General features: G+C 62.1%; 21 protein-coding genes. 8 read left to right on the top strand and 13 right to left on the bottom strand.

Annotated elements, in window-relative coordinates:
* Positions 1–73: 73 nt before the first annotated feature.
* From EIY72_RS13715 to EIY72_RS13705, 3 genes are read right to left on the bottom strand one after another with little or no spacing between them, the layout of a single operon-like run.
* The gene (locus tag EIY72_RS13715; protein ID WP_093216551.1) at positions 74–3196 is read right to left on the bottom strand and encodes an efflux RND transporter permease subunit; all 3123 of its coding nucleotides are present in this window, start codon (positions 3194–3196) and stop codon (positions 74–76) included.
* Complete coding sequence (locus tag EIY72_RS13710; RefSeq protein ID WP_093216545.1) at positions 3186–6266, bottom strand: efflux RND transporter permease subunit; 3081 nt, start codon at positions 6264–6266, stop codon at positions 3186–3188. Before EIY72_RS13710 ends, EIY72_RS13715 begins: the two co-directional genes overlap by 11 nt.
* Positions 6267–6279: 13 nt before the next feature.
* The gene (locus tag EIY72_RS13705; RefSeq protein WP_093216542.1) at positions 6280–7413 is read right to left on the bottom strand and encodes an efflux RND transporter periplasmic adaptor subunit; all 1134 of its coding nucleotides are present in this window, start codon (positions 7411–7413) and stop codon (positions 6280–6282) included.
* A 257-nt stretch (positions 7414–7670) separates the two neighbouring features.
* Between EIY72_RS13705 and EIY72_RS13700 the strand changes: the two genes are divergently transcribed.
* Positions 7671–8282 (top strand): TetR/AcrR family transcriptional regulator, encoded by a 612-nt coding sequence (locus EIY72_RS13700; RefSeq protein WP_093216538.1) that lies wholly within the window; start codon positions 7671–7673, stop codon positions 8280–8282.
* A 102-nt stretch (positions 8283–8384) separates the two neighbouring features.
* On the opposite strand, the gene EIY72_RS13695 is transcribed toward EIY72_RS13700, so the two are convergent.
* Both EIY72_RS13695 and EIY72_RS13690 read right to left on the bottom strand, forming a co-directional pair.
* Positions 8385–8678 carry a hypothetical protein gene (locus tag EIY72_RS13695; protein ID WP_003226812.1) on the bottom strand — a complete coding sequence of 98 codons (294 nt, stop codon included), beginning with the start codon at positions 8676–8678 and terminating at the stop codon, positions 8385–8387.
* Positions 8679–8734: 56 nt separating this feature from the next.
* Positions 8735–9340, bottom strand: a complete 606-nt coding sequence (locus EIY72_RS13690) for an arylesterase (protein ID WP_093216533.1) — start codon at positions 9338–9340, stop codon at positions 8735–8737.
* A gap of 10 nt (positions 9341–9350) precedes the next feature.
* Here EIY72_RS13690 and EIY72_RS13685 point away from each other — a divergent pair, with 10 nt between their 5' ends.
* The 3 genes from EIY72_RS13685 to greB are packed head-to-tail and all read left to right on the top strand — an operon-like array spanning position 9351 to position 13070.
* A complete protein-coding gene (locus tag EIY72_RS13685; RefSeq protein ID WP_093216528.1) occupies positions 9351–10034 on the top strand; it encodes an ABC transporter ATP-binding protein in 684 nt (227 codons plus the stop codon).
* Complete coding sequence (locus EIY72_RS13680) at positions 10034–12538, top strand: ABC transporter permease (protein ID WP_093216523.1); 2505 nt, start codon at positions 10034–10036, stop codon at positions 12536–12538. Before EIY72_RS13685 ends, EIY72_RS13680 begins: the two co-directional genes overlap by 1 nt.
* A 34-nt stretch (positions 12539–12572) precedes the next feature.
* Positions 12573–13070, top strand: coding sequence for a transcription elongation factor GreB (gene greB / locus EIY72_RS13675; RefSeq protein WP_007973570.1), 498 nt, complete (start codon positions 12573–12575; stop codon positions 13068–13070).
* Positions 13071–13073: 3 nt separating this feature from the next.
* Here greB and EIY72_RS13670 read toward each other — a convergent pair whose 3' ends face one another.
* The 3 genes from EIY72_RS13670 to EIY72_RS13660 all read right to left on the bottom strand — a co-directional run bounded on the left by EIY72_RS13670 (position 13074) and on the right by EIY72_RS13660 (position 15591).
* Entirely contained in the window at positions 13074–13382 is a 309-nt protein-coding gene (locus EIY72_RS13670; RefSeq protein WP_093216517.1) for a hypothetical protein, read from the bottom strand.
* Between the two features lie 248 nt (positions 13383–13630).
* Positions 13631–14065 carry a DoxX family protein gene (locus EIY72_RS13665; RefSeq protein WP_093216514.1) on the bottom strand — a complete coding sequence of 145 codons (435 nt, stop codon included), beginning with the start codon at positions 14063–14065 and terminating at the stop codon, positions 13631–13633.
* A 104-nt stretch (positions 14066–14169) separates the two neighbouring features.
* Entirely contained in the window at positions 14170–15591 is a 1422-nt protein-coding gene (locus tag EIY72_RS13660; protein ID WP_093216508.1) for an MltF family protein, read from the bottom strand.
* A gap of 236 nt (positions 15592–15827) precedes the next feature.
* Between EIY72_RS13660 and EIY72_RS13655 the strand changes: the two genes are divergently transcribed.
* From EIY72_RS13655 to EIY72_RS13645, 3 genes are all read left to right on the top strand, one after another.
* The gene (locus EIY72_RS13655; protein WP_093216504.1) at positions 15828–16637 is read left to right on the top strand and encodes a TatD family hydrolase; all 810 of its coding nucleotides are present in this window, start codon (positions 15828–15830) and stop codon (positions 16635–16637) included.
* A gap of 178 nt (positions 16638–16815) precedes the next feature.
* Positions 16816–18297, top strand: coding sequence for a methyl-accepting chemotaxis protein (locus EIY72_RS13650; protein WP_093216499.1), 1482 nt, complete (start codon positions 16816–16818; stop codon positions 18295–18297).
* A 200-nt stretch (positions 18298–18497) separates the two neighbouring features.
* Entirely contained in the window at positions 18498–18863 is a 366-nt protein-coding gene (locus EIY72_RS13645) for an Mpo1-like protein (RefSeq protein WP_093216495.1), read from the top strand.
* On the opposite strand, the gene EIY72_RS13640 is transcribed toward EIY72_RS13645, so the two are convergent.
* From EIY72_RS13640 to EIY72_RS13630, 3 genes are all read right to left on the bottom strand, one after another.
* Positions 18864–19661 (bottom strand): acyl-CoA thioesterase, encoded by a 798-nt coding sequence (locus tag EIY72_RS13640; protein WP_093216490.1) that lies wholly within the window; start codon positions 19659–19661, stop codon positions 18864–18866.
* A 167-nt stretch (positions 19662–19828) separates the two neighbouring features.
* A complete protein-coding gene (locus tag EIY72_RS13635; protein WP_093216485.1) occupies positions 19829–20587 on the bottom strand; it encodes a CHAD domain-containing protein in 759 nt (252 codons plus the stop codon).
* A gap of 130 nt (positions 20588–20717) precedes the next feature.
* Positions 20718–20996, bottom strand: a complete 279-nt coding sequence (locus tag EIY72_RS13630) for a hypothetical protein (protein ID WP_025113117.1) — start codon at positions 20994–20996, stop codon at positions 20718–20720.
* 217 nt (positions 20997–21213) lie between these two features.
* Here EIY72_RS13630 and EIY72_RS13625 point away from each other — a divergent pair, with 217 nt between their 5' ends.
* Entirely contained in the window at positions 21214–22251 is a 1038-nt protein-coding gene (locus EIY72_RS13625; RefSeq protein WP_093216481.1) for a patatin-like phospholipase family protein, read from the top strand.
* 42 nt (positions 22252–22293) lie between these two features.
* On the opposite strand, the gene EIY72_RS13620 is transcribed toward EIY72_RS13625, so the two are convergent.
* Together EIY72_RS13620 and EIY72_RS13615 are read right to left on the bottom strand one after the other, a co-directional pair.
* On the bottom strand, positions 22294–22992 hold the full coding sequence (locus EIY72_RS13620; protein WP_093216476.1) for a response regulator: 699 nt from the start codon (positions 22990–22992) through the stop codon (positions 22294–22296).
* Between the two features lie 48 nt (positions 22993–23040).
* Positions 23041–25692 (bottom strand): sensor histidine kinase, encoded by a 2652-nt coding sequence (locus EIY72_RS13615; RefSeq protein ID WP_093216470.1) that lies wholly within the window; start codon positions 25690–25692, stop codon positions 23041–23043.
* Between the last annotated feature and the right edge of the window lie 55 nt (positions 25693–25747).

Below are 25747 nucleotides of genomic sequence, written 5' to 3'. Positions count from 1 at the left end.
TCAGTCACTATCCTGGTTGAATGACACAGCGAAATCGCGAGCATGCTCGCTCCTACAGGAGGTTTGTGTTGTTTCATGCTGTTCTCCTGCGCAAGCGCCCGGACGCCCGGTCGAGCCAGAGGTAGATCACCGGGGTTGTGTAAAGCGTGAGCAACTGACTGAAGGCCAGGCCGCCGATGATCGAGATACCCAGCGGCCGGCGCAGCTCCGAGCCATAACCGCTGCCCAGTACCAGCGGCAAGGCGCCGAGGATCGCCGCCAGGGTGGTCATCATGATCGGCCGGAAACGAATCAGGCAGGCGCGATGAATCGCTTCCTTGGCACTCAGGCCGAACTCGCGGCGCTCGGTGATGGCGAAGTCGATCATCATGATGGCGTTCTTCTTGACGATACCGATCAGCAAAATCACCCCGACCAAGGCGATGATCGACAGCTCGGTGCCGGTCAGCAGCAAGGCGATCAAGGCGCCGACGCCGGCGGATGGCAAGGTCGACAGGATCGTCAACGGGTGCACCAGGCTTTCGTAGAGCATGCCCAGTACAACGTACACCGACAGCAGCGCCGCAACGATCAGCAGCGGCTCGTTGGCCACCGACGACTGGAATACCTGCGCCGTGCCGGCAAACTGGCCGACGATACTGGCCGGCATGCGCAACTGCGCCACCGCGTTGTCCACCAGTGCCGTGGCCTGGCCGATGGACACACCGGGGGCCAGGTTGAACGAGGCCGTCACCGCCGGAAAAGTGCCTTGGTGGCTGATGGAAATCGCCGTGCGTCCCACTGAAAAATCGGCCACTGCCGACAGCGGTACCAGCGTCTGATTGGCCCTGGCGCCGAGATCGGGCTTCGCCCCGGCACCCTTGGCGGTGGCGGCCAGAGCGCCCACCGGCAGGTAAATCCCCTTGAGTGCCCCGGGGTCGGACCAGTACGACGGCGCCACTTCCATGACCACGTGATACTGGTTGGCAGCACGGTAGATCGTCGACACCTGGCGCTGGCCGAATGCGTCGTACAGCGTCTGGTCAATGGCCGACATGCTCACCCCCAGACGCGCCGCTTCGTCGCGATTGACCGTCACGCTGGCCATCAGGCTGTTGTCCTGCTGATCGGTGTTGATGTCGGTCAGCTGCGGCAAGGTGTGCAACACGTCCACCACCTTGGGCACCCATTCGTCCAGCGTGCTCTGGTCGTCGGCGGTCATGGTGTACTGGTACTGCGCCCCGCTCTGCCGACCGCCGACAGTGATGTCCTGGGCCGATTGCAAATACAGGCGGGTGCCCGGCATGTCACCCAGGGTCTTGCGCACCTGGGCCATGACCTGATCGGCGCCGTCCTTGCGCTCCGCCAACGGCTTGAGGGTAATGAACAGTTGCGCACTGTTGACCGCGCCGCCGATCCCGCCGCCACCGCCGACAAAACCGCCGACCGTCTGCACATTCGGGTTGCCCAGGACCTTGCGGTTGATCTCGCTGAAGTTCGTCTGGATCGCGCCGAAGGAAATGCTCTGGGCGGCGATGATGCTGCCGGACATGCGCCCGGTGTCTTCCTGCGGGAAGAAGCCCTTGGGCACCAGCACGTACAGCACGCACGCCAGCACGATCACCAGCAAGGTGGTCAGGCCCATCAGGAACGAATGCTCGATGACCCAGCTCAAGGTGCGGTCGTAGAATCGGTGAAAACGCGAGTCCGGGTGTTCTTCGGCGCTGGCGGCCTGCTCTTTGGTGCGCAGCAGCACACTGGACAACATCGGTGTCACGGTCAACGACACCACCATCGAGATCACGATCGCCACCGACAGCGAAATGGAAAACTCACGGAACAGCCGCCCCACTATCCCGCCCATCAGCAACAGCGGGATGAACACCGCCACCAACGAGACACTGATGGTCATCACCGTGAAACCGACTTCCCGCGCCCCGGCCAGCGCCGCTTGCAAACGACTTTCACCCTTCTCCAGATGGCGCATGATGTTTTCGACCACCACTATCGCGTCGTCCACGACAAAACCGGTGGAAATGGTCAGCGCCATCAACGACAGGTTGTTCAGGCTGTAGCCGAGAAAATACATCGCGCCAAAGGTGCCAAGCAGCGACAACGGCACGACGATGGCCGGCACCAGAGTGCTGCGCCAGTCGCGGAAAAACGCAAAGGTCACCAGGGTCACCAGCAGGATCGAGATCACCAGCGTCAGCTCGACATCCCGTAGCGATGCGCGAATGGTGGTGGTGCGGTCCATCAGCGTGTTGATCCTGATCGAGGAGGGGATCGAGCTTTGCAGGAACGGCAGGTCGGCCTTCACCGCATCCACGGTGTCGATGACATTGGCCCCCGGTTGCTTGAATACCACCAGCAGCACCGCCGGCTTGCCGTTGGACAGGCCAAAGTTGCGCAGGTCCTCGACGTCCTCGGTGACGTCGCCCAGGTCGGCAATCCGCACCAGATCGCCGTTGTTCTGCTTGACCACCAGCGGGCCGTAGTCCGCGCCCTCATAGAGCATGTCGTTGGCTTTCAGGCCATAGGACTGATCGCCCAGGGACACCGTGCCTTTGGGCAGGTTGACGTTGGACGCCTGAATCACCTGACGCACCTGCTCCAGGCTGGTGTTGTAGCGATTGAGGCGGTCCGGGTTGAGTTCAACTCGCACCGCCGGCAACGCCGCGCCGCCGACCGTCACGTCACCGACCCCGGAGGTCTGCAACAGCCGCTGCTCCAGCAGGGTCGAGGCCACGTCGTACATTTGCCCACGGGTGGCGGTGTCGGAGGTCAGGCTGAGGATCAGGATCGGTGAGTCCGCCGGGTTGACCTTGCGGTAGGTCGGGTTACCGGACAGGTCGCTGGGCAGGTTGCTGCGCGCCGCGTTGATGGCGGCCTGTACGTCCCGGGCGGCGCCGTCGATGTCGCGGTTGAGGTCGAACTGCAGGGTGATGCGCGTCGCGCCGAGGGAGCTGGACGAGGTCATCTCGGTGACCCCGGCGATTTGCCCGAACTGACGTTCCAGGGGCGTTGCCACCGATGACGCCACAGTGCTCGGATCGGCCCCCGGCAAAGAAGCGCGCACGCTGATGGTCGGGAAATCCACCTCAGGCAGCGGCGCCACCGGCAGCAGGTTGAAGGCCAGCACGCCGAACAGCGCCACCCCGACCGCCAGCAAGGTGGTCGCAATGGGACGCTGGATGAACGGCGCGCTAAGGTTCATCGCGGTACGCCTCGAGCACCGGCTCGCGCCGGCTGAACCGCTGCTCCAGACCGTGCATGGCGAGGAAAATCACCGGTGTCGAAAACAACGTGAGCAACTGGCTCAACATCAGCCCGCCGATGATCGCGATACCCAGCGGGTGCCTTAACTCAGAGCCGATCCCCGTCCCCAGCGCCAAGGGCACCGCGCCAAACAGCGACGCCATGCTCGTCATCAGGATCGGCCGGAAGCGCAACTCGGCGGCCTGACGAATCGCGGTCACCGGGTCCATGCCGCCCTTGCGCTCCAGTTCCAGAGCGAAGTCGACCATCATGATGCCGTTCTTCATCACGATGCCAATCAGCAGCACGATACCGATCAGGCCGATGATGTCGAACTGCGTACCGGTGATCAGCAACGCCAGCAATGCGCCGAGTGCGGCGGACAGCAGCGTCGACAAAATCGTCACCGGATGCACGAAGCTCTCGTAGAGAATCCCCAGCATCAGGTAGACCACGACCACCGCCGCCAACACCAGGAACACCTGATTGGACAACGACGCCTCGAACGTTGCCGCCGCACCCTCGAGGTTGGCCTGCACCGACAGCGGCAGCCCGGCCTGGGCTTCGATGTCCTTGAGCCGGGTCACGGCGGCACCGAGGGTCTGGCCGGGGGCGAGGTTGAACGAGACGTCGGCATAGGGGAACTGCCCCAGCCGATTGAGGGTGACCGGCGCGCGAATCACCTGCAGGGTGGCCATGCTCGACAAGGGCGCAACACCGCCGGCTGGAATATTGACGTAGAGCCCGGTCAGCAGATCAGCAAGGTTGTGCGGTGGATGATCGGTGGCAATGACCACGTGATACTGGTTGAGCTGGGTGTAGATGGTCGACACCTGGCGCTGGCCAAAGGCGTCGTACAGCACGTCATCAATGGCCTGTGGGGTGACGCCCAGGCGCGAAGCGGTGGCGCGGTCGAAGGTGAGCTGGATCTGATTGCCGAACTGCATCGCCTGACTCTGCACATCGGTGAACATCGGGTCCTGCTTGATCGCCGCGAGCAGTTTGGTGGTCCACTTTTCCAGCTCATCAGGGTCGGTAGCCTGCAAGCCGAGGCGGTAACTGGTGGTCGACACCGTGGCGTCGAGGGTCAAATCCTGCACGCTGTGCAGGTACAGGCGAATCCCGGCGTCGTCGGCATTGGCATCGGACAAGCGGCGAATCACCACGGCACTGCTGTCACGTTCGCCATGGGGTTTGAGGTTGATCAGCAGATTGCCCTGGTTGATCGTCGGGTTGGTCTGGTCGATGCCGACAAAGGACGACAGGCTCGCCACCGCCGGGTCCTTGAGGATGCGCGCGGCCAGCCGCTGCTGTTCAATCTGCATCTGCTGGAAGGAGATTGTCGGCGCCGCCTGGGAGATGCCCTGGATCAACCCCGTATCCTGCTCGGGAAAAAAGCCCTTGGGCATGATCACGATGATCAGCAGGGTCAGGGCCGCGGTCAGCACCACCGAGATCAGGGTCAGGCCACGGTGCAGCAACACCCAGTCGAGGCCTTTGACGTAGTAGCGGTTGATGCGGTCGAAAAAGTCGACGCGGCGCTCGGCCTGTTTCGGCTTGAGCATGCGCGAACACATCATCGGCGTCAGCGTCAGGGAAATCAGTGCGGAGATGACGATGGTCACCGCCACCGTCATGGCGAATTCACGAAACAGCCGCCCGACCACATCGCCCATGAACAAGAGCGGGATCATCACCGCGATCAAGGCAATCGACAGCGAGATGATGGTGAAGCCGATCTGTTCAGAGCCCTTGAGTGCGGCCTCCATCGGCGAATCACCGGCCTCGATGTAGCGGGTGATGTTTTCGATCATGACAATGGCGTCATCGACCACGAAGCCGATGGCGATGGTCAGCGCCATCAGCGTCAGGTTGTTCAGGGAAAACCCCAGCCCATAGGCCACTGCCAGGGTGCCGATCAGCGTCAGCGGCACGGTCACCGCCGGGATGATGGTGGCGGCGATGTTGCGCAGGAACAGGAAAATCACGATCACCACCAGCAGCACCGCCACGCCCAGCTCGAACTGCACATCGACCACCGACGCGCGGATGGTCTGGGTGCGGTCGGTGAGCACAGCCACCTTGAGGGTGGCCGGCAGGCTGGCGCGCAAGGTGGGCAAGAGTTTTTGCACGCGGTCGACGACATCGATCACGTTGGCGCCGGGCTGGCGCTGAATGTTGAGGACAATCGACGGCGTGCTGTCGGTCCAGGCCGCCTGACGCGGATTCTCCGGGCCCTGGGTCGACGAGGCGATCTGCGCCAGGCGAATCGGTGCGCCGTTCTTGTAGGCAATCACCAGGTCGCGGTATTCCTCGGCCGACTGCAACTGATCGTTGCTGCCGATGGAATAGGCCTGGTACTTGCCGTCGATATTGCCCTTGGCCTGATTGACGTTGGCCGTGCCCAGGGATGCGCGCAAATCGTCCAGCGACAATCCCAGATTATTCAGCGCCGAGGTGTTGGCCTCGACCCGCACCGCCGGACGCTGGCCACCGCTGAGGGTGACCAGGCCAACGCCGGTGATCTGCGAGATTTTCTGCGCCAGCCGGGTATCGGCCAGGTCCTCGACCTTGGTCAGCGGCAACACGTCGGAGGTCAAAGACAGGGTCAGCACGGGCGCATCGGCCGGGTTGACCTTGCTGTACACCGGTGGGTACGGCAGGTTCGCCGGGAGAAAGGTGCCGGCCGCGTTGATCGCGGCCTGCACTTCCTGCTCGGCGACGTCCAGCGACAATGACAGATCGAATTGCAGGGTGACCACCGAGGCGCCATCGGAGCTGGTGGAGCTCATCGACTTCAGCCCCGGCATCTCGCCGAGCTGACGTTCAAGGGGTGCAGTGATCGACGAACTGATCACCTCGGGACTGGCGCCGGGGTACTGGGTGAACACCTGGATGGTCGGGTAATCGACTTCCGGCAGTGCCGACACTGACAGCAGGTGATAACCGAGCAGGCCCAGCAGCAATACCGCAATCATCAGCAGGCTGGTGGCCACGGGGCGTTCGATGAAGGGGCGCGAGACGTTCATGGCAGGCAGCTCCTTACTGGGCGACAACCTTCACCGATGAACCATCATTGAGCTTGTCCGCCCCCTCAGTCACCACCTGCTCCCCTTCTTTCACGCCATTGTCGAGAATCGCCGAGACATCGCCCGTGGCCGGACCGGTTTTCACGTTGCGCAAACTGACCTTGTTGCCGGGGCTCTGCACCACAAACAGGAAATCGCCCTTGCTCCCGTGCTGAATGGCCCGGGTCGGCACCACAGGGTTCTGCACCAGGGTATCGGCCTTGAGCCTGGCGTTGACGAACTGATTGGGGAACAGCGCCTTGCCCGAATCGTCGAACTGCGCCTTGACCTTGATCGTGCCGGTGCTGGTGTCGACCTGATTATCCAGGGCCAGCAGGCTGCCGCTGGCCAACAGGTCGCGCTTATTGCGGTCGTAGGCGAGCACCGTCACCACGCCCTTGCTCATGGCTCGGTTGATCGCGCCGAGATCATCCTCGGGCACCGCGAACACCACGGTCGCCGGGGTCATCTGGGTAATCACGGCGATGCCGGTGGTGCTGGCGGTGGTCACGTAGTTGCCTGGATCGACCTGGCGCAGCCCGACCACACCGTCGACCGGTGAGGTGATGGTGCAGTAGCTCAACTGGACTTCCAGATTCTGCACATTGCCCTGATCCGCGGCGACTGTGCCTTGCAGTTGCTGCACTAGGGAGGCCTGGGTATCGAGGGTTTGCTGGGTGGTGGAGCCGATCTTGATCAGCTCGCGATAACGCGCGAGGTCGCGTACCGCATTGCTCAACAGCGCCTGGTCATGGGCCAGGTTGCCCTTGGCCACGGCCAACTGAGCCTTGAATTCGCGGTCGTCGATCCGGGCGATGACTTGCCCCTTGCGCACCTGCTGACCTTCCTTGAACTCGACGGCAACCAGAATGCCGTTAACCTGGCTGATGACCGTGACACTGCGGGTCGGGGTGACGGTGCCCAGCGCATCGATGTACACCGGTACATCCTGCAACTTGACGCCAACAGCGGCCACCGGCTCGGCGGGCGGCGGCGGTTTGCCGGCATGACGGTTGGCCAGCAGGAAATACCCCCGCGCCACGGCGAGCAGCACCACCAGCAGCACGGCAAGCGCCTGAAAGACCTTTGCTCGTCCGGGTTTCTCCATGGGTTTTCACTCGAACACGCCGATAGCGATGTGCGGCAGAGAAAGGAGGCCCGGTCAACGCCTGACAAGCTGGCGAAAGGCCTGATCGCTGTCTTGAACTGTAGCAGCGCCCGGATCATTTACTTGTCTGGCTAACGATCTGTTCAGCCAGGCGACAGCCTGAAACGATGAACTACCCAGGTGGGCTTTCTTGAGCGCTGCGCGAGGCCGGTGATACCATGCGCAACCGCCAGAGCAGGCAAGGAATCACCGGGTTTATGAGCACTATCCGCGAGCGCAACAAACAACTGATCCTGCGTGCCGCCAGTGAAGAATTTGCCGACAAGGGCTTCGCGGCGACCAAGACCAGCGACATCGCCGCCAAGGCAGGGTTGCCCAAGCCCAACGTCTACTACTACTTCAAATCCAAGGAAAACCTCTATCGCGAGGTTCTGGAAAGCATCATCGAGCCGATCCTGCAGGCTTCGACGCCGTTCAACCCGGACGGTGAGCCGGCTGAAGTGCTCAGCGGCTACATCCGTTCGAAAATCCGCATCTCCCGCGACCTGCCCTTCGCCTCCAAGGTGTTCGCCAGCGAAATCATGCACGGTGCGCCGCACCTGAGCACCGATCTGGTGGAACAACTCAACAGCCAGGCCAAGCACAACATCGAATGCATCCAGACCTGGATCGACCGCGGCCAGATCGCCCCCATCGACCCCAATCACCTGATGTTCAGCATCTGGGCGGCCACCCAGACCTACGCCGATTTCGACTGGCAGATCACGGCCATTACCGGCAAGGAAAAGCTCGACGAGGCGGACTATGAAGCCGCGGCGCAGACGATTACCCGGTTGGTGCTCAAGGGGTGTGAGCCGGATTTGCAGTAGCGCGGTGCGCCCTGCGCGAGCAGGCCCTCTATAAGAGCGCAAGCATAAGCGGCCGTTACTGAAGGGCGGATACACACACCGGACTAAAAGCGCAAAACCAGATCAAAGCTCGAAGCGCAATTCCGGCCAGATCGGTGAGGTGCCGCGTTTCTGCGATTCCAGAATCGCCCGGCACAACGAACACAGGCGCTGGTCCTGGAATACCCGGCGATCGACGCTCGACCAGCGTGGTTGCGCCGGCAACAGACTGCCGCACAAGGTGCGATCGGCCGAGCCGCCCAACTCCAGCTGACGGGTCACCAGATGCACCCGCACTTCCTGGCAGGCGAACAGATCCAGCTGTTCGTCAGGCTCGATCAGTTGATAGGCAAAGAGTGACCAGGCGGGACGCGGCATCGGGGGCTCCAAATCGGGGGCGCCACCTTAGCCGAAAGCCCGCGCCTAGAAAAGAGTCATAACAGCGGTTTTAAGGTAGGCCAGACATTCTCCAGCAACTTGTCCTGAGCCCCGGCCGCCGGGTGTATGCCATCAGCCTGCATCAAATCGGGATGCCCACCCACGCCGTCGAGGAAAAACGGCACCAGGGGGATCTTTTTCTCCTCGGCCAGGTTGCTGTAAACCTGCGCAAAGGCCTTGGTGTAGCGCACACCATAATTGGGCGGCAGTTGCATGCCGAGCAGCAGCACCTTGGCACCGCTGATTCGAGCGCTGTCGATCATTGAAGCAAGATTTTGTTGCAATTGCGTAGGCAGCAGTCCGCGCAGGCCATCGTTGCCACCCAACTCCAGGACCACCACCTCAGGTTTATGCTCTGCAAGCAGCGCCGGCAGGCGTGCCTGGCCTCCCGCACTGGTGTCGCCACTGATGGAAGCATTGATCACTTTGTCGTCGAAACCTTCGTGCTTGAGCCGTTGCTCAAGCAGCGATACCCATCCCAAGCGGGTATCCAGTCCGAAACCGGCGCTGATACTATCGCCAACGATCAGGACTGTACCCGCCGCTGCGTTTTGGGCCATGCACATCAAGGCCAGGCCAGCACTCAAAAACCACACACGCATCGGATTCTCCATGGGCGCAAGCATTCTCATCGCGAAGGACCTTAGCAAAGTGGTCCCCAGCGCGGAAGGTGATCTGACCATCCTGCACGAACTCAGCCTGGAACTGAACAAGGGCGACAGCCTGGCCATCGTCGGCGCGTCCGGTTCCGGCAAATCCACGCTGCTCGGCCTGCTGGCCGGCCTCGACCTGCCCAGCAGCGGCGAAGTCACCCTCGCCGGCCAGGCCTTGAGCCATCTCGACGAAGACCAGCGCGCACGTATCCGTGCCGAACATGTCGGTTTCGTCTTTCAATCGTTCCAGTTGCTCGACAGCCTCAACGCCCTGGAAAACGTCATGCTGCCGCTGGAGCTCGAGGGTCGCAAAGACGCCCGCGAACGTGCCACGCAACTGCTGCAACGGGTAGGCCTGGGCCAACGCCTGACCCACTCGCCGCGCCAGCTATCCGGTGGAGAACAGCAGCGCGTGGCGATTGCCCGCGCTTTTGCCGCCGAGCCTGACGTCTTGTTCGCCGACGAACCGACCGGCAACCTCGACAGTCACACCGGCGAACGCATCAGCGATCTGCTCTTCGAACTGAACAAGGAGCGCGGCACCACCTTGGTGCTGGTCACCCACGATGAACGCCTGGCCCATCGCTGCCGGCGCCTGATCCGTCTTGAAGCCGGCCTGCTGGTCGCCCCCCTGGAGCCTTGATGGCACGTCTGCCGCTGTTGCGCCTGTTCAGCCTCGCCATTCGCCAACTGCTGCGCGATGCCCGTGCCGGTGAATTACGCGTGTTGTTCTTCGCCTTGCTGGTAGCGGTGGCCGCCAGCACCGCCATCGGCTATTTCGGCGCCCGCCTCAATGGCGCCATGATGTTGCGGGCCACTGAATTTCTCGGCGCCGACCTGCTGCTCGAAGGCAGTTCACCGGCACGTCCCGAGCAAATCAGAAGCGGTACCGAGCTGGGCCTTGAACATGCGCAGGTGGTGGAGTTTTCCAGCGTCATTGCTACCGACAACGGCATCCAGCTGTCCAGCATCAAGGCGGCAGACGCCGTCTACCCCTTGCGGGGCGAACTGAAGAGCGCGCCCGCGCCCTTCGCCCCGGAAGTCGCAGGCGGCGGGCCGAAGCCCGGCGAAGCCTGGGTCGAGGGACGCCTGTTGACCGCGCTGGACCTGAAGATCGGCGACAGCATCGATGTCGGCATGAAATCCCTGAAACTGGCGCGGGTGCTGACTTACGAACCGGACCGCGCCGGCAACTTCTATAGCCTGACACCGCGAGTGCTGATCAATCTCGAAGATCTGGCGGCGACCGGTGTGGTGCAGCCTGGCAGCCGGGTCAGTTACCGCGAACTGTGGCGCGGCAATGCCCAGGCGCTGGAAACCTATCGACAATTGATCAAACCGGGGTTGGCCGCCAACCAGCGCATTCAGGACGCCCGTGACGGCAACCGGCAGATTGGCGGTGCGCTGGGCAAGGCCGAGCGCTACCTGAACATGGCCAGTCTGGTGGCGGTGTTGCTCTCCGGCGTCGCCGTGGCCCTGTCAGCCACCCGCTTCGCCACCCGCCGCTTTGACGCCAGTGCCTTGCTGCGTTGCCTCGGTTTGTCGCGCCGGGAAACCCTGGTGCTGTTCAGCCTGCAACTGACGGTGCTCGGTTTGCTCGCCAGCCTCAGCGGCGCCCTGCTCGGCTGGATCGCCCAGCTTGGCCTGTTTGCCCTGCTCCATGACCTGTTGCCGGCGGACGTCCCGCCAGGCGGCCTGTTTCCCGCTGTCGCCGGGATCGGCACAGGCCTGGTCGCGCTGGCCGGTTTCGCGTTACCGCCCTTGGCGGCGCTGGGCCGCGTGCCGCCCTTGCGCGTGCTGCGCCGGGACATGCTGCCGATTCCGTCGAGCACCTGGATGGTCTACGGCGCCGCGCTGGGTGCGCTCGGCTTGATCATGTGGCGCCTGAGCCTGGACCTGGTGCTGACCTTCGCCCTGCTCGGTGGTGGAGTGGTCGCAGCACTGATTCTCGGAGATTTGCTGTTGCTGCTGTTGAAGAGCCTGCGGCGCATGCTCGCGCGCGCCTCCTTGCCGTGGCGCCTCGGGCTGGGGCAACTGTTGCGTCATCCGTTGGCCGCCGCTGGCCAGTCGCTGGCTTTCGGATTGATCCTGCTGTCGATGGCGTTGATCGCCCTGTTGCGTGGCGAACTGCTCGACACCTGGCAAAACCAGTTACCGAAAAACGCGCCCAACTACTTCGCCCTGAACATCCTCCCGGCGGATAAACAGGCCTTCACCGATCACTTGATCGCCGTCTCGGCACAATCGGCGCCGCTGTACCCGGTGGTGCCGGGGCGTCTGATCAGCATCAACGGCGAGCCCGTGCAGCAAGTGGTCACCAAGGAGTCGGCCGGTGACCGCGCCATCCAGCGTGACTTGAGCCTGACCTGGGCCGCCGACCTACCGGCGGGCAACAAACTCACTGCCGGCACTTGGTGGAACGAGCAAGTGCCCGACGATGTGCCCGGCGTCTCGGTGGAAGGCAAGGTCGCCGAAAGCCTGAAGCTCAAGCTCGGCGATCACCTGATCTTCAGCGTTGGCGGGGTCAATCGCGAGGCGAAAGTCACCAGCCTGCGGGAGATCAACTGGGACAACTTCCAGCCGAACTTCTTCATGATCTTCCAACCCGGCACCTTGAAGGATCTGCCGGCGACCTACCTGACCAGCTTCTATCTGGCACCCGGTCACGATCAGCAAGTGGTCGAACTGTCCCGCGCCTTTCCAGCGGTGACCATCCTGCAAGTCGAGGCATTGCTGGAACAACTGCGCAGCATCCTCGCCCAGGTCACCCTGGCGGTGGAATACGTGTTGCTGTTTGTACTGGCGGCGGGGATGGCGGTGCTGTTTTCCGGCCTGCAGGCCACCCTGGACGAGCGTATTCGTCAGGGCGCCCTGCTGCGAGCGCTGGGCGCGGAAAGGCAATTGCTGGTCAAGGCGCGACGCATCGAGTTCGGTTTGCTCGGCGCGGTCAGCGGTTTACTCGCCGCGATGGGCTCGGAGCTGGTCAGTTGGGTGCTGTATCGCTATGCGTTCGACCTGCCCTGGCACCCGCACCCGTGGCTGTTACTGCTGCCATTGGTTGGCGCCGTATTGATCGGCGGCGCCGGAGTGTTCGGCACTCGCCGGGCGTTGAACGCCAGCCCACTGACAGTTCTGCGTGAGGGTTGATAGACTCCGACCATCCTTGCCACAAGAAGCTGTCATGAGCCGTTACCGACCTCCCCGCACTGCGGGCACCGCACTGATCACCCCCGAAGGTGAAGCGCGGATGCGCGCCGAGTTCCATGAGTTGTGGCATGTACGTCGGCCCCAGGTCACCCAGGCTGTCAGCGAAGCGGCGGCCCAGGGCGATCGTTCGGAGAACGCCGAATACACCTATGGCAAAAAGATGCTGCGCGAGATCGACAGTCGCGTACGTTTTCTCACCAAACGCCTGGAGGCGCTCAAGGTCGTCAGCGAAAAGCCCAGCGATCCGAACAAGGTCTATTTCGGTGCCTGGGTCACGATCGAGGATGAGGACGGTAAAGAGTCGCGCTACCGCATTGTCGGGCCGGATGAGCTGGACCTCAAACAAGGTCTGATCAGCATTGACTCACCCCTGGCCCGTGCGCTGATCGGCAAGGCACTGGACGCCGAAGTTCGTGTCCAGACACCGACCGGTGAACAGTGTGTCTACATCGTGGCGATCGACTACCCGTGACACTCAACGGCGAGTGATCAACCCCTGGCGGGCGACACGGGTCAGTTGGCGGATGACTTCGGGGGCGTCTTCGAGACTGGGGGATTGAATCACCGCCAGGTCGAAGCTGTCGTTGGCAAAACGCGCCAGGGATTCACCGTCTTCGACAAACTGGATAAGGAACGCTGCCGGGCCGCCGGTACGGCGTGGCCAGCCATCGAGATAACGCAGAAGCGTCGGTTGATGTTTGCCGCCAAGCAGGATTTTTGGATTGCGCTGGGTCAAATGTGCCGTGATCGGCGCGGGACGTACAACAGGGTTTAGTGCATTCATTGTGTCGTGTCTCTGCCTCAAAGGTCTGCGTGGCAGGTGAGAGGCAACACCGAACCAGCGCTTTAGCGGAATTTCGAAGCCTGTTCCAGGCTTCTGTCGGTGACTGATCGAGTCACCTGGCGCCCCGCAAGTAGCTGTTTAAATCGGCGCATGGCAAACATCCTAGAGAAGCGGACCGGACAGTGTCAAGAATCTCGCACAACAAAAAAGGCCCGCGCAATGCGGGCCTTTTGCTTGAGCCAGAGCGGTCAGCCGGCGATGACGCGATCGGCCGAAAGCTTGCCGGCACCTTCGATCAGCACCGCGATGCTGCCACCGAGCAAGGCCAGGGCAAATTCATAGCCGTTGTTGGCCATGAACAGACCATTAGGCAGGTGCACGGAGAAGATCGCCACCACAGAAAGGAACGCCAGGCCCAATGCCGCCGGGCGCACCAGCAAACCGACGATCAGTGCCAGGCCTGCGAAAAACTCGGTACCGCCCGCCAGCGTCGCCATCAGGTAACCGGGGGTCAGGCCAAGGCTTTCCATGTATTGCGCGGTGCCGGCCAGACCGTAGCCGCCGAATGCTCCGAAGAGTTTCTGCGATCCGTGGGCGGCGAAGATGACGCCGACGACAATGCGCAAAACCGTCAGGCCGTAGCCGGCGCGGGTGAACAATACCTTGTTGATCATTGAGTTCATGCTGTGTCATTCCTTGGAATGTGTGTTGGGAGTGGTCGCCATATTAATCAATTAAATTAATGCTAAAAGCGCAAATATTGCCTAATAACAATCAGTTTATTCGATTATTTGCGTAAGACCACTTTCTGTCCCTGGGGCTCCAGCGACTCACGCTCCCGATCGAAGGCGAGGTAATACTTGTTCACGCTATTAACATAGCTGACGGGGCCCATTCCCACTTGCTCCATGGCAATGCGCTCGACCTGGAAAAACCACTGATTAGGATTCAGCCCGCGTCGTTTGGCCTCGGCACGCATGGCCTGAACCCGTTCCGGGCCAATGTTGTAGGCGGCCAGGACGAACGCCATGCGTTCGCGCTCGTTGAGTTTCGGACTGGCGAAAAACTTGCGGCGGATCATCGCCAGATACTTGGCCCCCGCCTGCACGTTGGCGTCCAGCTCCTGAACATTGCTGACCCCCACCCGTTGGGCAGCCTCCGGCGTGATCTGCATCAGCCCGGTAGGCCCCCCGCCACTGCGCGCCGTGGGTTGCAGGGCACTCTCCTTGAAGGCCAGCGCTGCCAGGTTCAGCCAGTCCATGCTTTGCGCATCAGCGTGTTTTTGCAGCACCGGTCGAAGCTTTTCCAGGCGTTGGCGGTCAGCCTTGGCCAGCGGATAGTGCACCTGATACAGACGTCGGTAGATACGCAGGAACGCGACGTCCTGATCCGACGGTTTTTTGTAGACAGTGAGGAAGCGGTCAATACTGGCGCGCAGCATCGAGGCATCGCGACGCACGAACCAGTATTCCTCCCCCGGATCACTGATGAGTACCTGCTTGTCGAAACGCAGGTTGGGCAGGATCTTGCCCCAGCGCTCGGCAATCGGTTGCTCGACGATGGTCAGATGGAAGATCCCGCCCTGCACCATCTCCAGCACGTCCTCGACAGCCAGGCTGGGATCAACCCACTCCACCTTCACCGGCGGTAGCTTGTGCAGTGCCAGTTTCTGATTGATCTGGCTGATGGCATCCCCGGCGGCGCTGCCAGCGGGCAATGCCAGGGTTTTGCCGGAAAGCTGTTCGAGACGGGTGTAGCGGCGTTCGCCCTTGATCCCTACCAGCACCAGCGGAATGTTGCTCGCTATCGGCTCGCTGGTACTGACGGCAAAGCCCGGCTGCAGATCGAGCAGTTCGCCGGGCGCAACCAGGTCACCCTCCCCGCGCTGCAAGGCACCGAGCAGTTGATCCTTGGCTTTGGGAATGATCTTGAGGGTGATTTCCTGACCGTCACGGGCGTGGCCATTGAGGTATTGCTCGAAGGCGCGCAGGCGATGGTATTCGACGCCGATGGCCTGCCCCTGGACTTCACCGGAGCTGTTGCGACTCTGATTGACCAGGACGCGCAGCACGCGACTGCTGCGGATGTCCTCAAGGTCGCGCACCTTGCTCGCCGGCACTGCTTGCAGTGGGCCAGGCAGGCGCGCAACCGCCGACATCGGCAGCAACAGCGAACAGCACAGCAGGAGCAAAACCGAGGGACGAAGCATCCACTCTCCGGAAAGAACTCGCGGCCGATTTCATGACGAATGGCATCATGCACGGCGACAAAAACAGAGCGCCTGAGGCGCTGGAAAAGTACGAAAGACTGGCACAATGATGGCAAACTCGCCAACCTGCGCCGTCTTGCGGCTCAAGAGACAGCGTTAACCCGTTGTAGTTCTTGGCTTTTCTGATAAATCCACGGCTCTGGTATGCTTTCCGGCCTTCGGCCCGAGGTAGCACCATGCAACTCATCGATATCGGCGTCAACCTGACCAACCCCAGTTTTGCCGACAAACACCAGGCCGTGCTCGAGCGCGCCTATGCCGCCGGCGTCTGCCAATTGGTGCTCACCGGAACCAACGTCGAAGGCAGTGAACAGGCCCTGGAACTGTGCCGACAACTGGACGACAGCGCCCAGCGCCTGTTTGCCACCGCCGGTATCCATCCTCATGCAGCCAGTGACTGGAACGCCGACAGCGCCCGCCGCCTGCGCGATTTGCTCAAGGAGCCGAACGTGGTCGCCGTGGGTGAATGCGGCCTGGACTTCAACCGTGATTTCTCGCCGCGCCCGCAGCAGGAGAAAGTCCTCGAAGAACATCTGGCCCTGGCCGTGGAGTTGCAGATGCCAGTGTTCCTCCACGAACGTGATGCCAGCCAGCGCCTGCTGGAGATCCTGCGCGACTTCCGCGATCAGCTGCCGGCGGCGGTGGTGCATTGCTTTACCGGCGAGCAAAAAGCGCTGTTCAGTTACCTCGACATGGACTTGCACATCGGCATTACCGGCTGGATCTGCGACGAGCGCCGGGGCACGCACCTGCATCCGCTGGTCAAGGAGATCAAGCGCGGACGCCTGATGCTGGAAAGCGATGCACCGTATCTGCTACCGCGTACGCTGCGGCCGAAGCCGAAGAATGGGCGTAATGAGCCGGCGTACCTGACTGAGGTATTGCGTGAAGTGGCACTGCATCGTGGGGAAAGTCAGGAAGATCTCGCGGCACACACTACCGCTTGCGCCCGGGCGTTCTACGACCTGCCTGCGATTGCACATTAAGCCCGGGTCGGTGTCAGAACGAGCTTTTTCGTTGATTGCTAATCCGCCATCGCAAGCAAGCTCGCTCCCACAAGAGCAGCAGGGGCGTGCATTGATCTGCATCAAGAATCAGTCGACTGCGTAGCGGCACAATGCTGGCACCTTGCCAATACTGTTTCCGCTATCAGAGAAGACCTCCATGGGTGCCTGGCTTAGCAACATCTCGCTGAAGTACAAATTCTGGGCGGTGAACGCCGTCGCCTTTGTCACCACCCTCATGCTGGTGCTGTACGCGGTACAGCTCGAACAGCAGGCCCGCAACGATGCCGCCCAGGCATCGGCGCAGGCTCAGGCGCGCCTGCTCAGGGCCTGGCCCGCCGGGCAGCCATTGCCCAAGGCGGATAACCTGCTGAACTTCAGCCGCGGACAGTCCCCTTCACTCAATGGTCATGCCTTGCCGGAGCTGGCTAACGCCAACGGCTGGGTCGCGATCAACGCAATGCCGCTGTTCGGGGACAATCCTTTGCTGGGCGCTGAAGTGTTCACCGGCGCAGACGACCAGCGTTACGCGGTCATCACCCATGGCCCGAGCCTGAGCCAGGTGTTCAGTGAGCGTTTCGCCAACTATGCCGTGGCGGTGTTCATCCTGATGCTAGCGATGCTCGGCGCCTCGCAACTGTTGATCCGTTTCCTGCTCAGCCAGCTCAACACCCTGAAAGATGTGATGCTGCACGTCGAGAAAACCGGCGACCTGTCGGCCCGCGTCCCGCTGGCCTGCAACGACGAAGTCGGACAGATGGCCAACGCCTTCAATGCCATGCAGGCCGGCTATCAACGCGTGGTCAACACCGTCGCCAGCACCGCCCGGCAACTGGACGTCGGTGCCGCGCAGTTGGCCGCGAGCATGAACGAAGTCCGCCACGGCATGCTCGGTCAGCAGAGTGAGACCGATCAGGCCGCCACCGCCATCAATGAAATGACCGCCACCGTCTACCACATCGCCCAACACGCCGGCGCCACCCGAGACCTCTCGCAATCGGCCGACACCCTCGCCGGCAGTGGCCAGGAGGTGGTGAGTCGCGTGCAGAAGTCGATTGCCGGGTTATCCACTGGCGTGCAGCAGACCGCCGAAATGATCCAGCGCCTGGCCGAAGACAGCCAGAAGATCAACGGCGTGGTCAACGTGATTCACAGCATCGCCGAACAGACCAACCTGCTGGCGCTGAATGCCGCCATCGAAGCGGCCCGCGCCGGTGAAATGGGCCGTGGTTTTGCCGTAGTGGCCGACGAAGTGCGCAACCTGGCCAAACGGGTCCAGGCCTCGACCGATGAAATCACCCTCATGGTCTCGGCACTACAGGCCGGAACTCGGGATGCAGTGGACTTTATGCAGGAGAGCTCGTTCAAGGCCGATGATTGCGTGCAGCAGGCGCAGGAAGCTGGCGCGGCTCTGGCCGAGATCACCAGTGCCGTGGCGCAGATGCGCGAAAGCAATACGCAGATCGCTGTCGCGGCGGAGCAGCAAAGCCAGGTCGCAGAGGAAATGAACCGCTCGGTCGTGAGTATTCGCGACGTGACCGAGAATACGGTACAGCAGACGGTGACCTCGGCGACCACCAGTAATGAGCTGGCCGCGTTGGCTGGGGAATTGAGCAAGGCGATTGGTCAATTGAAACTCTGAAGACACCATCGCTAGCACGCTCGCTCCCAAAGGGGATCGCGGGCAACTGCGGGAGCGAACTTGCTCGCGATGGCGTCATAACAGACAACAACAATTCCAGCCCAATCACTATCAAGCCCATAGCCAGCCTTGATTCGCCGCCCGCATAAACCGGGCCTATCCTTGATTCATATGTTCAACATGGATCGAGGATCAGCATCATGGGCAAACGTCATCCCAACCTGCCCGCCTGGCAATGGCGCGCGTACCCGAACAATCATCAGCATCCGACCAATCTGGTGCTGCACCTGATTGCGGTGCCGTTGTTCATCGTTGCGTTTCTGCTGATTGTGTCCGGCGTGTTCAGCCTGAGCCTGGCCAACGTTGCCATTGGCGTGGTCGGCGTCATAGCCGCGCTGGGCCTGCAACGCCACGGTCATGGCCTGGAGGAACAGGCCGCCGAACCGTTCAGTGATCGCAAAGATGCCATATCGCGCTTGCTGGTCGAGCAGTTCCTGACCTTTCCGCGGTTCTTCCTCAGCGGTGGCTGGTGGCGCGCCTGGCGTGAGCGCCACCGTCGTCACTGATCAGGCAAATACGGTTACGGTCTGCCGGCTCATGGCGATCAATTGACCGTCTGCGCTCCACATCTTCGCCGCCGCGTGGCCGTAACCATCGGCGGCGTATTCTGTTTCGACCAGGTACTTGCACCAGTCGAGGGTGGTCAGCTTGTGCAGTGGCTGCACGAACTCGATGGTCCAGGTCAATGTGCTGCCCATGGCCGGTTTCTTCAGAAAGGGCATCAGGGCCGGTGGCCAGGCGTCCACCAGTGCCAGGATATGTGCCTCACTCAAGGCCTCTTCCTTCACATCACCGCGCAAGCGCACCCAGCCGCCCATCTGGCGCGAAGTGCTGCCGCTGAAAGGCAGGCCGCCGACGCTCCAGCGCATCGCCAGGTGCCGCATGAACTCCGGAATGACGCCTTCGATGAAAGGCAGTTCCTGACATTCCTCCCAATGCTTCATTTCGGGCGCCGGCTCTGCCGCCACTGCCACTTCCGAAGGACGCGAGGCACCGAAGCTGCCCTGAATCAGCGTCACCACCTGGCCTTTCTGCATGACACGGCCGAGCACCTGACTGACCGCCTTGCCTTCACGCAGCACGTCAACTTCAAAACTGACCGGGACTTCGGGCTCGACCGGGCCGACGAAAGTGATCGCCAACGAGCGTACCGGGCGCTCCGCCGGCACCCGGGCACGCATGGCTTCATACTGCATGGCTGCCACCAGGCCGCCGAAACTGGCACGGCCCTGAGCCCAGGAGGCCGGAATAGACAGCTCCGTCGGCGAATGGCGGACGACGTCAAGCAGGTCGGAGAAACGCATGAAAACCTCGGGTACTGGAAAAAGGATGAGGGGATCTTAACCAGTCACCGGGATGCAGACAGTACCCATTCCTGCCAAATTGACTGACAGATAAGCCGCATGGGATTCCGGCGCCACACATCATCAACTGCAAGAGCAGACTCGCTCTTGCAGAGAAAGTGTTGATCTCAGGATTTGAAGCAATCCCGGTCGAGTTTTTCCAGCACCCGGTCAGCGCGGCGCTCTGCATCGGCCATGGTGGTTTTCCAGGTGGCAACACAAGGTTGCAGATCCGCTTCCTCTTGCGCGCGTGCCAGCCACTGCCAGCAATCATGCCAGTCACCCAGAGCGCCCTGCGCCGCTTTCAACCGGGGCATGGCCGCCTTCGGCAAACGGTCCAGCTCGGGGTAGGCGTCGATGCCATAGCGCACACGCTTGATCAGCAGGCGCAAACGGTGACGATCATGGGCGGGGTCGTGCAGTGCCTCTTCAAGATGCTTCCATTGCTTGCCCAGGCGCTTTTCGATGCGTTTGCTCAGGCCCTTGAGCAACCCTTGGCGCTGAGCGGCACGCAAGAAACGCGGGAAGGCATCGAGGATAATCAGCAACTGGTCGAGTTCCGGACTGGCCGAGACAGCCGGATAGGCCTCGGCCATTTGCGCCATGCGCCGCTGTGCGGCTTCAGGTTGATGGTGCTCGAACAAATACGCCGCCAATACTTCACGGTCGCGCAGCGGTGTGGTCAGCTCGCCCACCCGAGCGGCGGCTACTTCGAGTTGTTCGACCCCGGGCAAACCGCGCAACGGCCGCAACAGGCTGCGCAATCGGCGAACCGTGGTGCGCAGGTCGTGCAGCGCTTCAGGGTCGGTGCGCGCGGTCAAGCGCGCCTGACAGGCCAACAGGCGAACTTCAATGCCTAGAACATGAGCCACTAACCGGTCGATCATGGGGTTACTCCGTTAACAACACCCGACACCATCAGTAGGAATTGGCCTGCTGGCGATGGCGATGTCAAGAACGCCGTGATTCACCAGTCGTTTTCGCCAGCAAGCCAGCGGCCGCAGAATCCGCTGTGCTTTAGCGACCGGCGCGGGATTCACGGATATAGAAACGCGCTTTCTCGGCTTTGTTACTGCAACCTTCAAACCCTTCGAATTGTTGCTGGGTCTTGGCTGCGGTCAACAGTGACAAGGCTTTGGAGTAGCTGACGGTGCCGGCGAAACCCTCGGCCTTGGCCAGGTCCAGTTCATGCCAGGCGGCATCGAGCTGGGTGCCACAGCTGTCGCGGTAGGCGGTTTTACCGGCACAACCGGCAAGCGCCAGGGCAATCAACGGCACACAAATCCAGGCTTTCATCACTCACTCCTCAAACATGGGTAAACAGTCGTGCAGGTATGACGGTACGGCGCGTAAAAAGTGCCTGAACCTGCCCGGCAAACTATAGCGCTGCCCGAACGATCTGCCGCCATGGTCAGTCGAAAAAACGACCTCTTTGCTCCATCAAGCGACCTTGGCGATTGAACCACGCACCTTTATGGGTGCATTGTTGGCTCTGGTCAGACGAGGGCGATTGATGAAAAAGCGTGTCGCACTGGTACTGGGCTCGGGTGGTGCCCGAGGTTACGCACACATTGGTGTCATTGAAGAAATAGAACGACGCGGCTACGACATTGCCTGCATCGCCGGTTGCTCCATGGGCGCGGTGGTCGGCGGGATCTACGCCGCCGGCAAGCTCAATGTCTATCGCGACTGGATCGAGAGCCTGGATTACCTCGATGTATTGCGCCTGGTCGACGTCAGTTTTCGCCTCGGCGCGATCCGTGGCGAAAAAGTCTTCGGACAGATCCGCAAGATCGTTGGCGAGATCAACATCGAAGACTTGCGCATCCCTTATACGGCGGTGGCCGCCGACCTGACCAACCAGCAAGAAATCTGGTTCCAGGAAGGTTGCCTGCATCAAGCCATGCGCGCTTCGGCGGCGATTCCCAGCCTGTTCACGCCGGTGATGCAAGGCAATCGCATGCTGGTGGACGGTGGCATTCTCAATCCGTTGCCGATCGTGCCGGTGGTGTCGAGCCATTGCGATCTGATCATCGCCGTCAACCTCAACTCCACCAACCAGCGTCACTACAAACTGCCGGTGATCCAGCGCCCCGCCGCGTTCAAGACGCGCTTCGACAGCCTGATCAGTTCGGTGGGGTCGAAACTGCCTTTCCGCCGCAAACAGGCCGAGCAACTGTTGATTCTCGAGCAGGAAGCTCTGAAAGCCGAAAGCGCGGAACTCAACCCGTGGATCGAATCCGCCGAACCCGAAGCGCAACAACCGGCCGCCGCGCCACAATCCCAGGGTGCGCCGCGTTCCGCCACGGGCTCGTTCATCATCGACAACGTCGGGCCTGCGTCCTTGCTGGATCTGATCAACCAGAGTTTCGAGGTGATGCAGACGTCACTGGCGCAGTACAAGATCGCCGGCTATCCACCGGATATCCTGATCAACGTGCCGAAGCGGGTGTGCCGGTTTTTCGAGTTCTACAAGGCGCCGGAGCTGATCGCACTGGGACGGGAGATTGCGCGCGATACGCTGGATCGGTATGAGAATGAGCAGAACTGATTGCCTGAAAGTTCTCGAGGGACGGTACCGGCCCCTCGATAACTAAACATTACCTTCGCTCAACAACCGATACCCCACCCCCGCCTCGGTCACGATGAACCGCGGCCGGGTCGGGTCATCCGCCAGTTTCTGACGCAAGTGCCCGACCACGATCCGCAGGTAATGCGTGTCTTCGGTATGGGTCGGCCCCCAGATGTCCTTGAGCAGTTGCTGCTGGGTGATCACCCGCCCAGGATGCCGCGCCAGCTGCGCCAGCACCGCGTACTCCTTGCGTGTCAGCGCCACCTCGACGCCATCGAGCAGCACCCGACGGTAGGCCAGGTCCACGGTCAACGGTCCGAACGCCAGCGCCGCCGGTTGCGCTTCGCCCGCGGGCGCCTGACGCAACAGCGCGCGAATCCGTGCGAGGAATTCCTGTATGCCGAAGGGCTTGGTCACATAGTCATTGGCGCCGCCATCCAGCGCCTCGACTTTCTGCCCCTCGCTGGCGCGCACCGAGAGCACCAGCACCGGCACCCGGGACCACTCGCGAAACTCGCGCAGGACCTGCTGGCCGTCCATGTCCGGTAAACCCAGGTCGAGTACCAGCAGGTCCGGTTTGTTCAAGGCTGCGTGCGCCAGACCTTCGGCACCGGTGCCGGCCTCCAGCACTTTGTAGCCCTGGGAGGCAAGGCTGATGCGCAGGAACTTGCGGATCTGCGGTTCGTCGTCGATGACCAAGATGGTCGCGATCTGGCTCATGAGTTCATATCAACGCAAAGAAGTGGCAAAAGAGTAACCCATGCGCGATCAGGCTTCACTTTCATACCCCGGTTGCGCCTGCAACGGCAGGTGCAAGGTGATGCAGGTGCCGCGCCCTTCGATGCCATCGGCCACGCTGATCCGCCCGCCATGGGCACCGATCATGCCCTGACAGATCGCCAGCCCCAGGCCTGTGCCCTGCCCGCCCCGATCGCCGCGGGCGGCGGTGTAGAACATGTCGAAGATCTTCGCCCGATCTTCCTCGGGTATGCCCGGTCCTTCATCACTCACCGAGAAAAACAGCTCGTTGTCTTCGGCCCCTGCACTCAATTGCAAGCGTCCATGGGCGGGGGAAAAACGTGCAGCGTTTTCCAGCACATTGACCAACGCCTGCTCAATCAGCGCCGCATGCACAAACAGCAGCGGCAACTCGGCGCGGACCTCAGTGCTCACTTGCAGCGGCGCGAGTACCGCACGCAGTCGATTGAGCGCGCTGCCGACGATATCGGCCGGCGACACCCAATCGCGGGCCAGCTTCAGGGCACCGTGACCGAGGCGCGTCATGTCGAGCAGGTTCTGGATATAACGGTCGAGGCGCTCGGCTTCATCGCGGGTGCCTTCCAGCAACTCGCGACGATCCTCCAGCGGGATCGCTTCACCGAGGGCCAGCAAGCTGTCGATGCTGCCACGCATGGACGTCAGTGGTGTGCGCAGGTCATGGGACACGGACGCCAGCAAGGCACTGCGCAGTTGTTCGGTTTCGCCGTGCAACCGCGCCGCTTCCAGATCATCCGCCAGTTGCGCCCGCGCCAGGGCCTGGGCCAGTGGCTGGCTCAACGCAGTGAGCAAACGACGCCGTTGGCCGCTCAGGGTCTGCCCCTCTTTCGCGCAAACGCCGAGCAGCGCCAATGGGCCATCCTCCACCGACAATGGCCACCACCACCAGCGCCCGAAGGGCAAGGTACCGGTACCGGCACCCGCCGGCTGATCGTGCTGCCAGGCCCAATCGGCGGCAGCGCGCTCGGCTTCGGTCAACTCCAGCGGAGCACCGGTTTCGACCTTCCAGCCACTCTGGCCGTCACGATTGAGCAGGCACAGTTGCAGGTCGCTCCAGCCATTGAGGTGCTGGGCGGCGGCGCTGATGACCGCCTGACGATCCGTGGCGGCCGTCAGCTTGCGCGACAGGTCGAGCAGCTCGGTGGTCTCTTCCTGGGTATCGCGCAAGGCTTGCAACTGTCGCCGCTGGCGTGCGGCGAGGTTGCCGGTCAGGGCCGCCATCAGCAGGAAAAACAGCAAGGTCAGCACATCTTCTTCACGCTGAATGGCGAAGGAGAAATTCGGTGGGATGAATAGAAAGTCATAGGTCAGGAAGGACAACGCCGCACAAGCCAAAGCTGGCCCAAGGCTGCTGCGCACCGCCACCAGCAACACCGCCGCGAGGAACACCAGCGAGATGTTCGGCAGCGGCAGAACGCTCGACACGGCCCACGCCAGCGCACTGGCCAACAGGGTCGCCACCAGCGCGAGCAAGTAGTCGAACCAGACCAACTGCTGCGGGGATCGTTGCCGGGGCTGATGCTCTTCGTGATCGTTATCGAGGACGTTGATTTCCAGCCCGCGCGCGTTACGCAGCAAGCGTGCCGCCAGGCCGCCACCGAACAGGCGTCGGCGCAATCGTGGCCGCGACTGCCCCACCAGCACCAGACTCGCGCGACGTTCGGCGGCATGCTGGATCAGGGTCTTGGCCACCTCACCGGCGCGCAGCAACACCACTTCGCCACCCAGACGCTCGGCCAGTTGCTGGGCACTTTGCAGGCGCAGACGCGATTGCTCGTCACGCACGCTGCCGTTGTCCACGTGCACCAGACTCCACGGCAAATGTCGGCGCTGGGCCACTCGGCTGGCATGCCGCACCAGTCGTTCAGCCTGGGCATCGCCATCGACGCCCACCAGCAAGCGTCCGCGTACCGCCGGGGCGGCCTGGCCGAGCTGGCGGTAGCCCTGGGCCAGATCGTTATCCACCTGCGCCGCCGCGGTCTGCATCGCCAACTCGCGCAAGGCCGTGAGATTGGTCTGGGAGAAAAATGCGTCGATGGCGGCGCGCGCCTGCTCCGGCACATAGACCTTGCCATCGCGCAGGCGCTCCAACAATTCCCGGGGCGGCAGGTCGATCAGCAGCAGTTCATAGGCTTCCTGCAGCACCCAGTCCGGCAGGGTTTCACGCACCTGCACGCCGGTAATCCCACGCACCTGATCGTTGAGGCTCTCCAGGTGCTGGACGTTGACCGTGGTGTAGACATCGATGCCGGCAGCGAGCAGTTCCTGAATGTCCTGCCAGCGTTTTTCATGGCGGCTGCCGGGTGCGTTGGTGTGGGCCAGTTCATCGACCAACACCAGTTTCGGCTTGGCTGCCAGCAAGCCGTCGAGGTCCATTTCCTCAAGCTTCACGCCGCGGTATTCCGAGCGCACCAACGCCTGCTGCGGCAAGCCGCTGAGCAGTGCTTCAGTTTCGGCGCGGCCGTGGGTTTCGACCACCCCGGCAATGACTTTTACTCCGTGGCGCAGTTGCGTGTGGGCGGCCTGCAGCATGGCGTAAGTCTTGCCGACACCTGGCGCGGCACCGAGGAAAACCTTGAGCCGGCCACGGCCATCGCGGGGCAGGTCTGCTAACAGCGCGTCGGCGCGGCCGGAGTCGCTCATGCTTGGGGATCTCTTCTTTCTGATGTTGATGAGGTGTCTGTGCAGCCGCCTTCGT

Source organism: Pseudomonas vancouverensis (assembly GCF_004348895.1).
In the GTDB taxonomy this organism is placed as follows: Bacteria; Pseudomonadota; Gammaproteobacteria; order Pseudomonadales; family Pseudomonadaceae; genus Aquipseudomonas; species Aquipseudomonas vancouverensis.
Note: the sequence above shows the minus strand (reverse complement) of the source record. Positions and strands in the feature narration are given on the sequence as shown.

Excerpts from the sequence above, each read along its gene's own strand:
- EIY72_RS13715 (WP_093216551.1), bottom strand. The coding sequence starts at position 3,196 with ATGAACCTTAGCGCGCCGTTCATCCAGCGTCCCATTGCGACCACCTTG.
- EIY72_RS13710 (WP_093216545.1), bottom strand. The coding sequence starts at position 6,266 with ATGAACGTCTCGCGCCCCTTCATCGAACGCCCCGTGGCCACCAGCCTG.
- EIY72_RS13705 (WP_093216542.1), bottom strand. The coding sequence starts at position 7,413 with ATGGAGAAACCCGGACGAGCAAAGGTCTTTCAGGCGCTTGCCGTGCTG.
- EIY72_RS13700 (WP_093216538.1), top strand. The coding sequence starts at position 7,671 with ATGAGCACTATCCGCGAGCGCAACAAACAACTGATCCTGCGTGCCGCC.
- EIY72_RS13695 (WP_003226812.1), bottom strand. The coding sequence starts at position 8,678 with ATGCCGCGTCCCGCCTGGTCACTCTTTGCCTATCAACTGATCGAGCCT.
- EIY72_RS13690 (WP_093216533.1), bottom strand. The coding sequence starts at position 9,340 with ATGCGTGTGTGGTTTTTGAGTGCTGGCCTGGCCTTGATGTGCATGGCC.
- EIY72_RS13685 (WP_093216528.1), top strand. The coding sequence starts at position 9,351 with ATGGGCGCAAGCATTCTCATCGCGAAGGACCTTAGCAAAGTGGTCCCC.
- EIY72_RS13680 (WP_093216523.1), top strand. The coding sequence starts at position 10,034 with ATGGCACGTCTGCCGCTGTTGCGCCTGTTCAGCCTCGCCATTCGCCAA.
- greB (WP_007973570.1), top strand. The coding sequence starts at position 12,573 with ATGAGCCGTTACCGACCTCCCCGCACTGCGGGCACCGCACTGATCACC.
- EIY72_RS13670 (WP_093216517.1), bottom strand. The coding sequence starts at position 13,382 with ATGAATGCACTAAACCCTGTTGTACGTCCCGCGCCGATCACGGCACAT.
- EIY72_RS13665 (WP_093216514.1), bottom strand. The coding sequence starts at position 14,065 with ATGAACTCAATGATCAACAAGGTATTGTTCACCCGCGCCGGCTACGGC.
- EIY72_RS13660 (WP_093216508.1), bottom strand. The coding sequence starts at position 15,591 with ATGCTTCGTCCCTCGGTTTTGCTCCTGCTGTGCTGTTCGCTGTTGCTG.
- EIY72_RS13655 (WP_093216504.1), top strand. The coding sequence starts at position 15,828 with ATGCAACTCATCGATATCGGCGTCAACCTGACCAACCCCAGTTTTGCC.
- EIY72_RS13650 (WP_093216499.1), top strand. The coding sequence starts at position 16,816 with ATGGGTGCCTGGCTTAGCAACATCTCGCTGAAGTACAAATTCTGGGCG.
- EIY72_RS13645 (WP_093216495.1), top strand. The coding sequence starts at position 18,498 with ATGGGCAAACGTCATCCCAACCTGCCCGCCTGGCAATGGCGCGCGTAC.
- EIY72_RS13640 (WP_093216490.1), bottom strand. The coding sequence starts at position 19,661 with ATGCGTTTCTCCGACCTGCTTGACGTCGTCCGCCATTCGCCGACGGAG.
- EIY72_RS13635 (WP_093216485.1), bottom strand. The coding sequence starts at position 20,587 with ATGATCGACCGGTTAGTGGCTCATGTTCTAGGCATTGAAGTTCGCCTG.
- EIY72_RS13630 (WP_025113117.1), bottom strand. The coding sequence starts at position 20,996 with ATGAAAGCCTGGATTTGTGTGCCGTTGATTGCCCTGGCGCTTGCCGGT.
- EIY72_RS13625 (WP_093216481.1), top strand. The coding sequence starts at position 21,214 with ATGAAAAAGCGTGTCGCACTGGTACTGGGCTCGGGTGGTGCCCGAGGT.
- EIY72_RS13620 (WP_093216476.1), bottom strand. The coding sequence starts at position 22,992 with ATGAGCCAGATCGCGACCATCTTGGTCATCGACGACGAACCGCAGATC.
- EIY72_RS13615 (WP_093216470.1), bottom strand. The coding sequence starts at position 25,692 with ATGAGCGACTCCGGCCGCGCCGACGCGCTGTTAGCAGACCTGCCCCGC.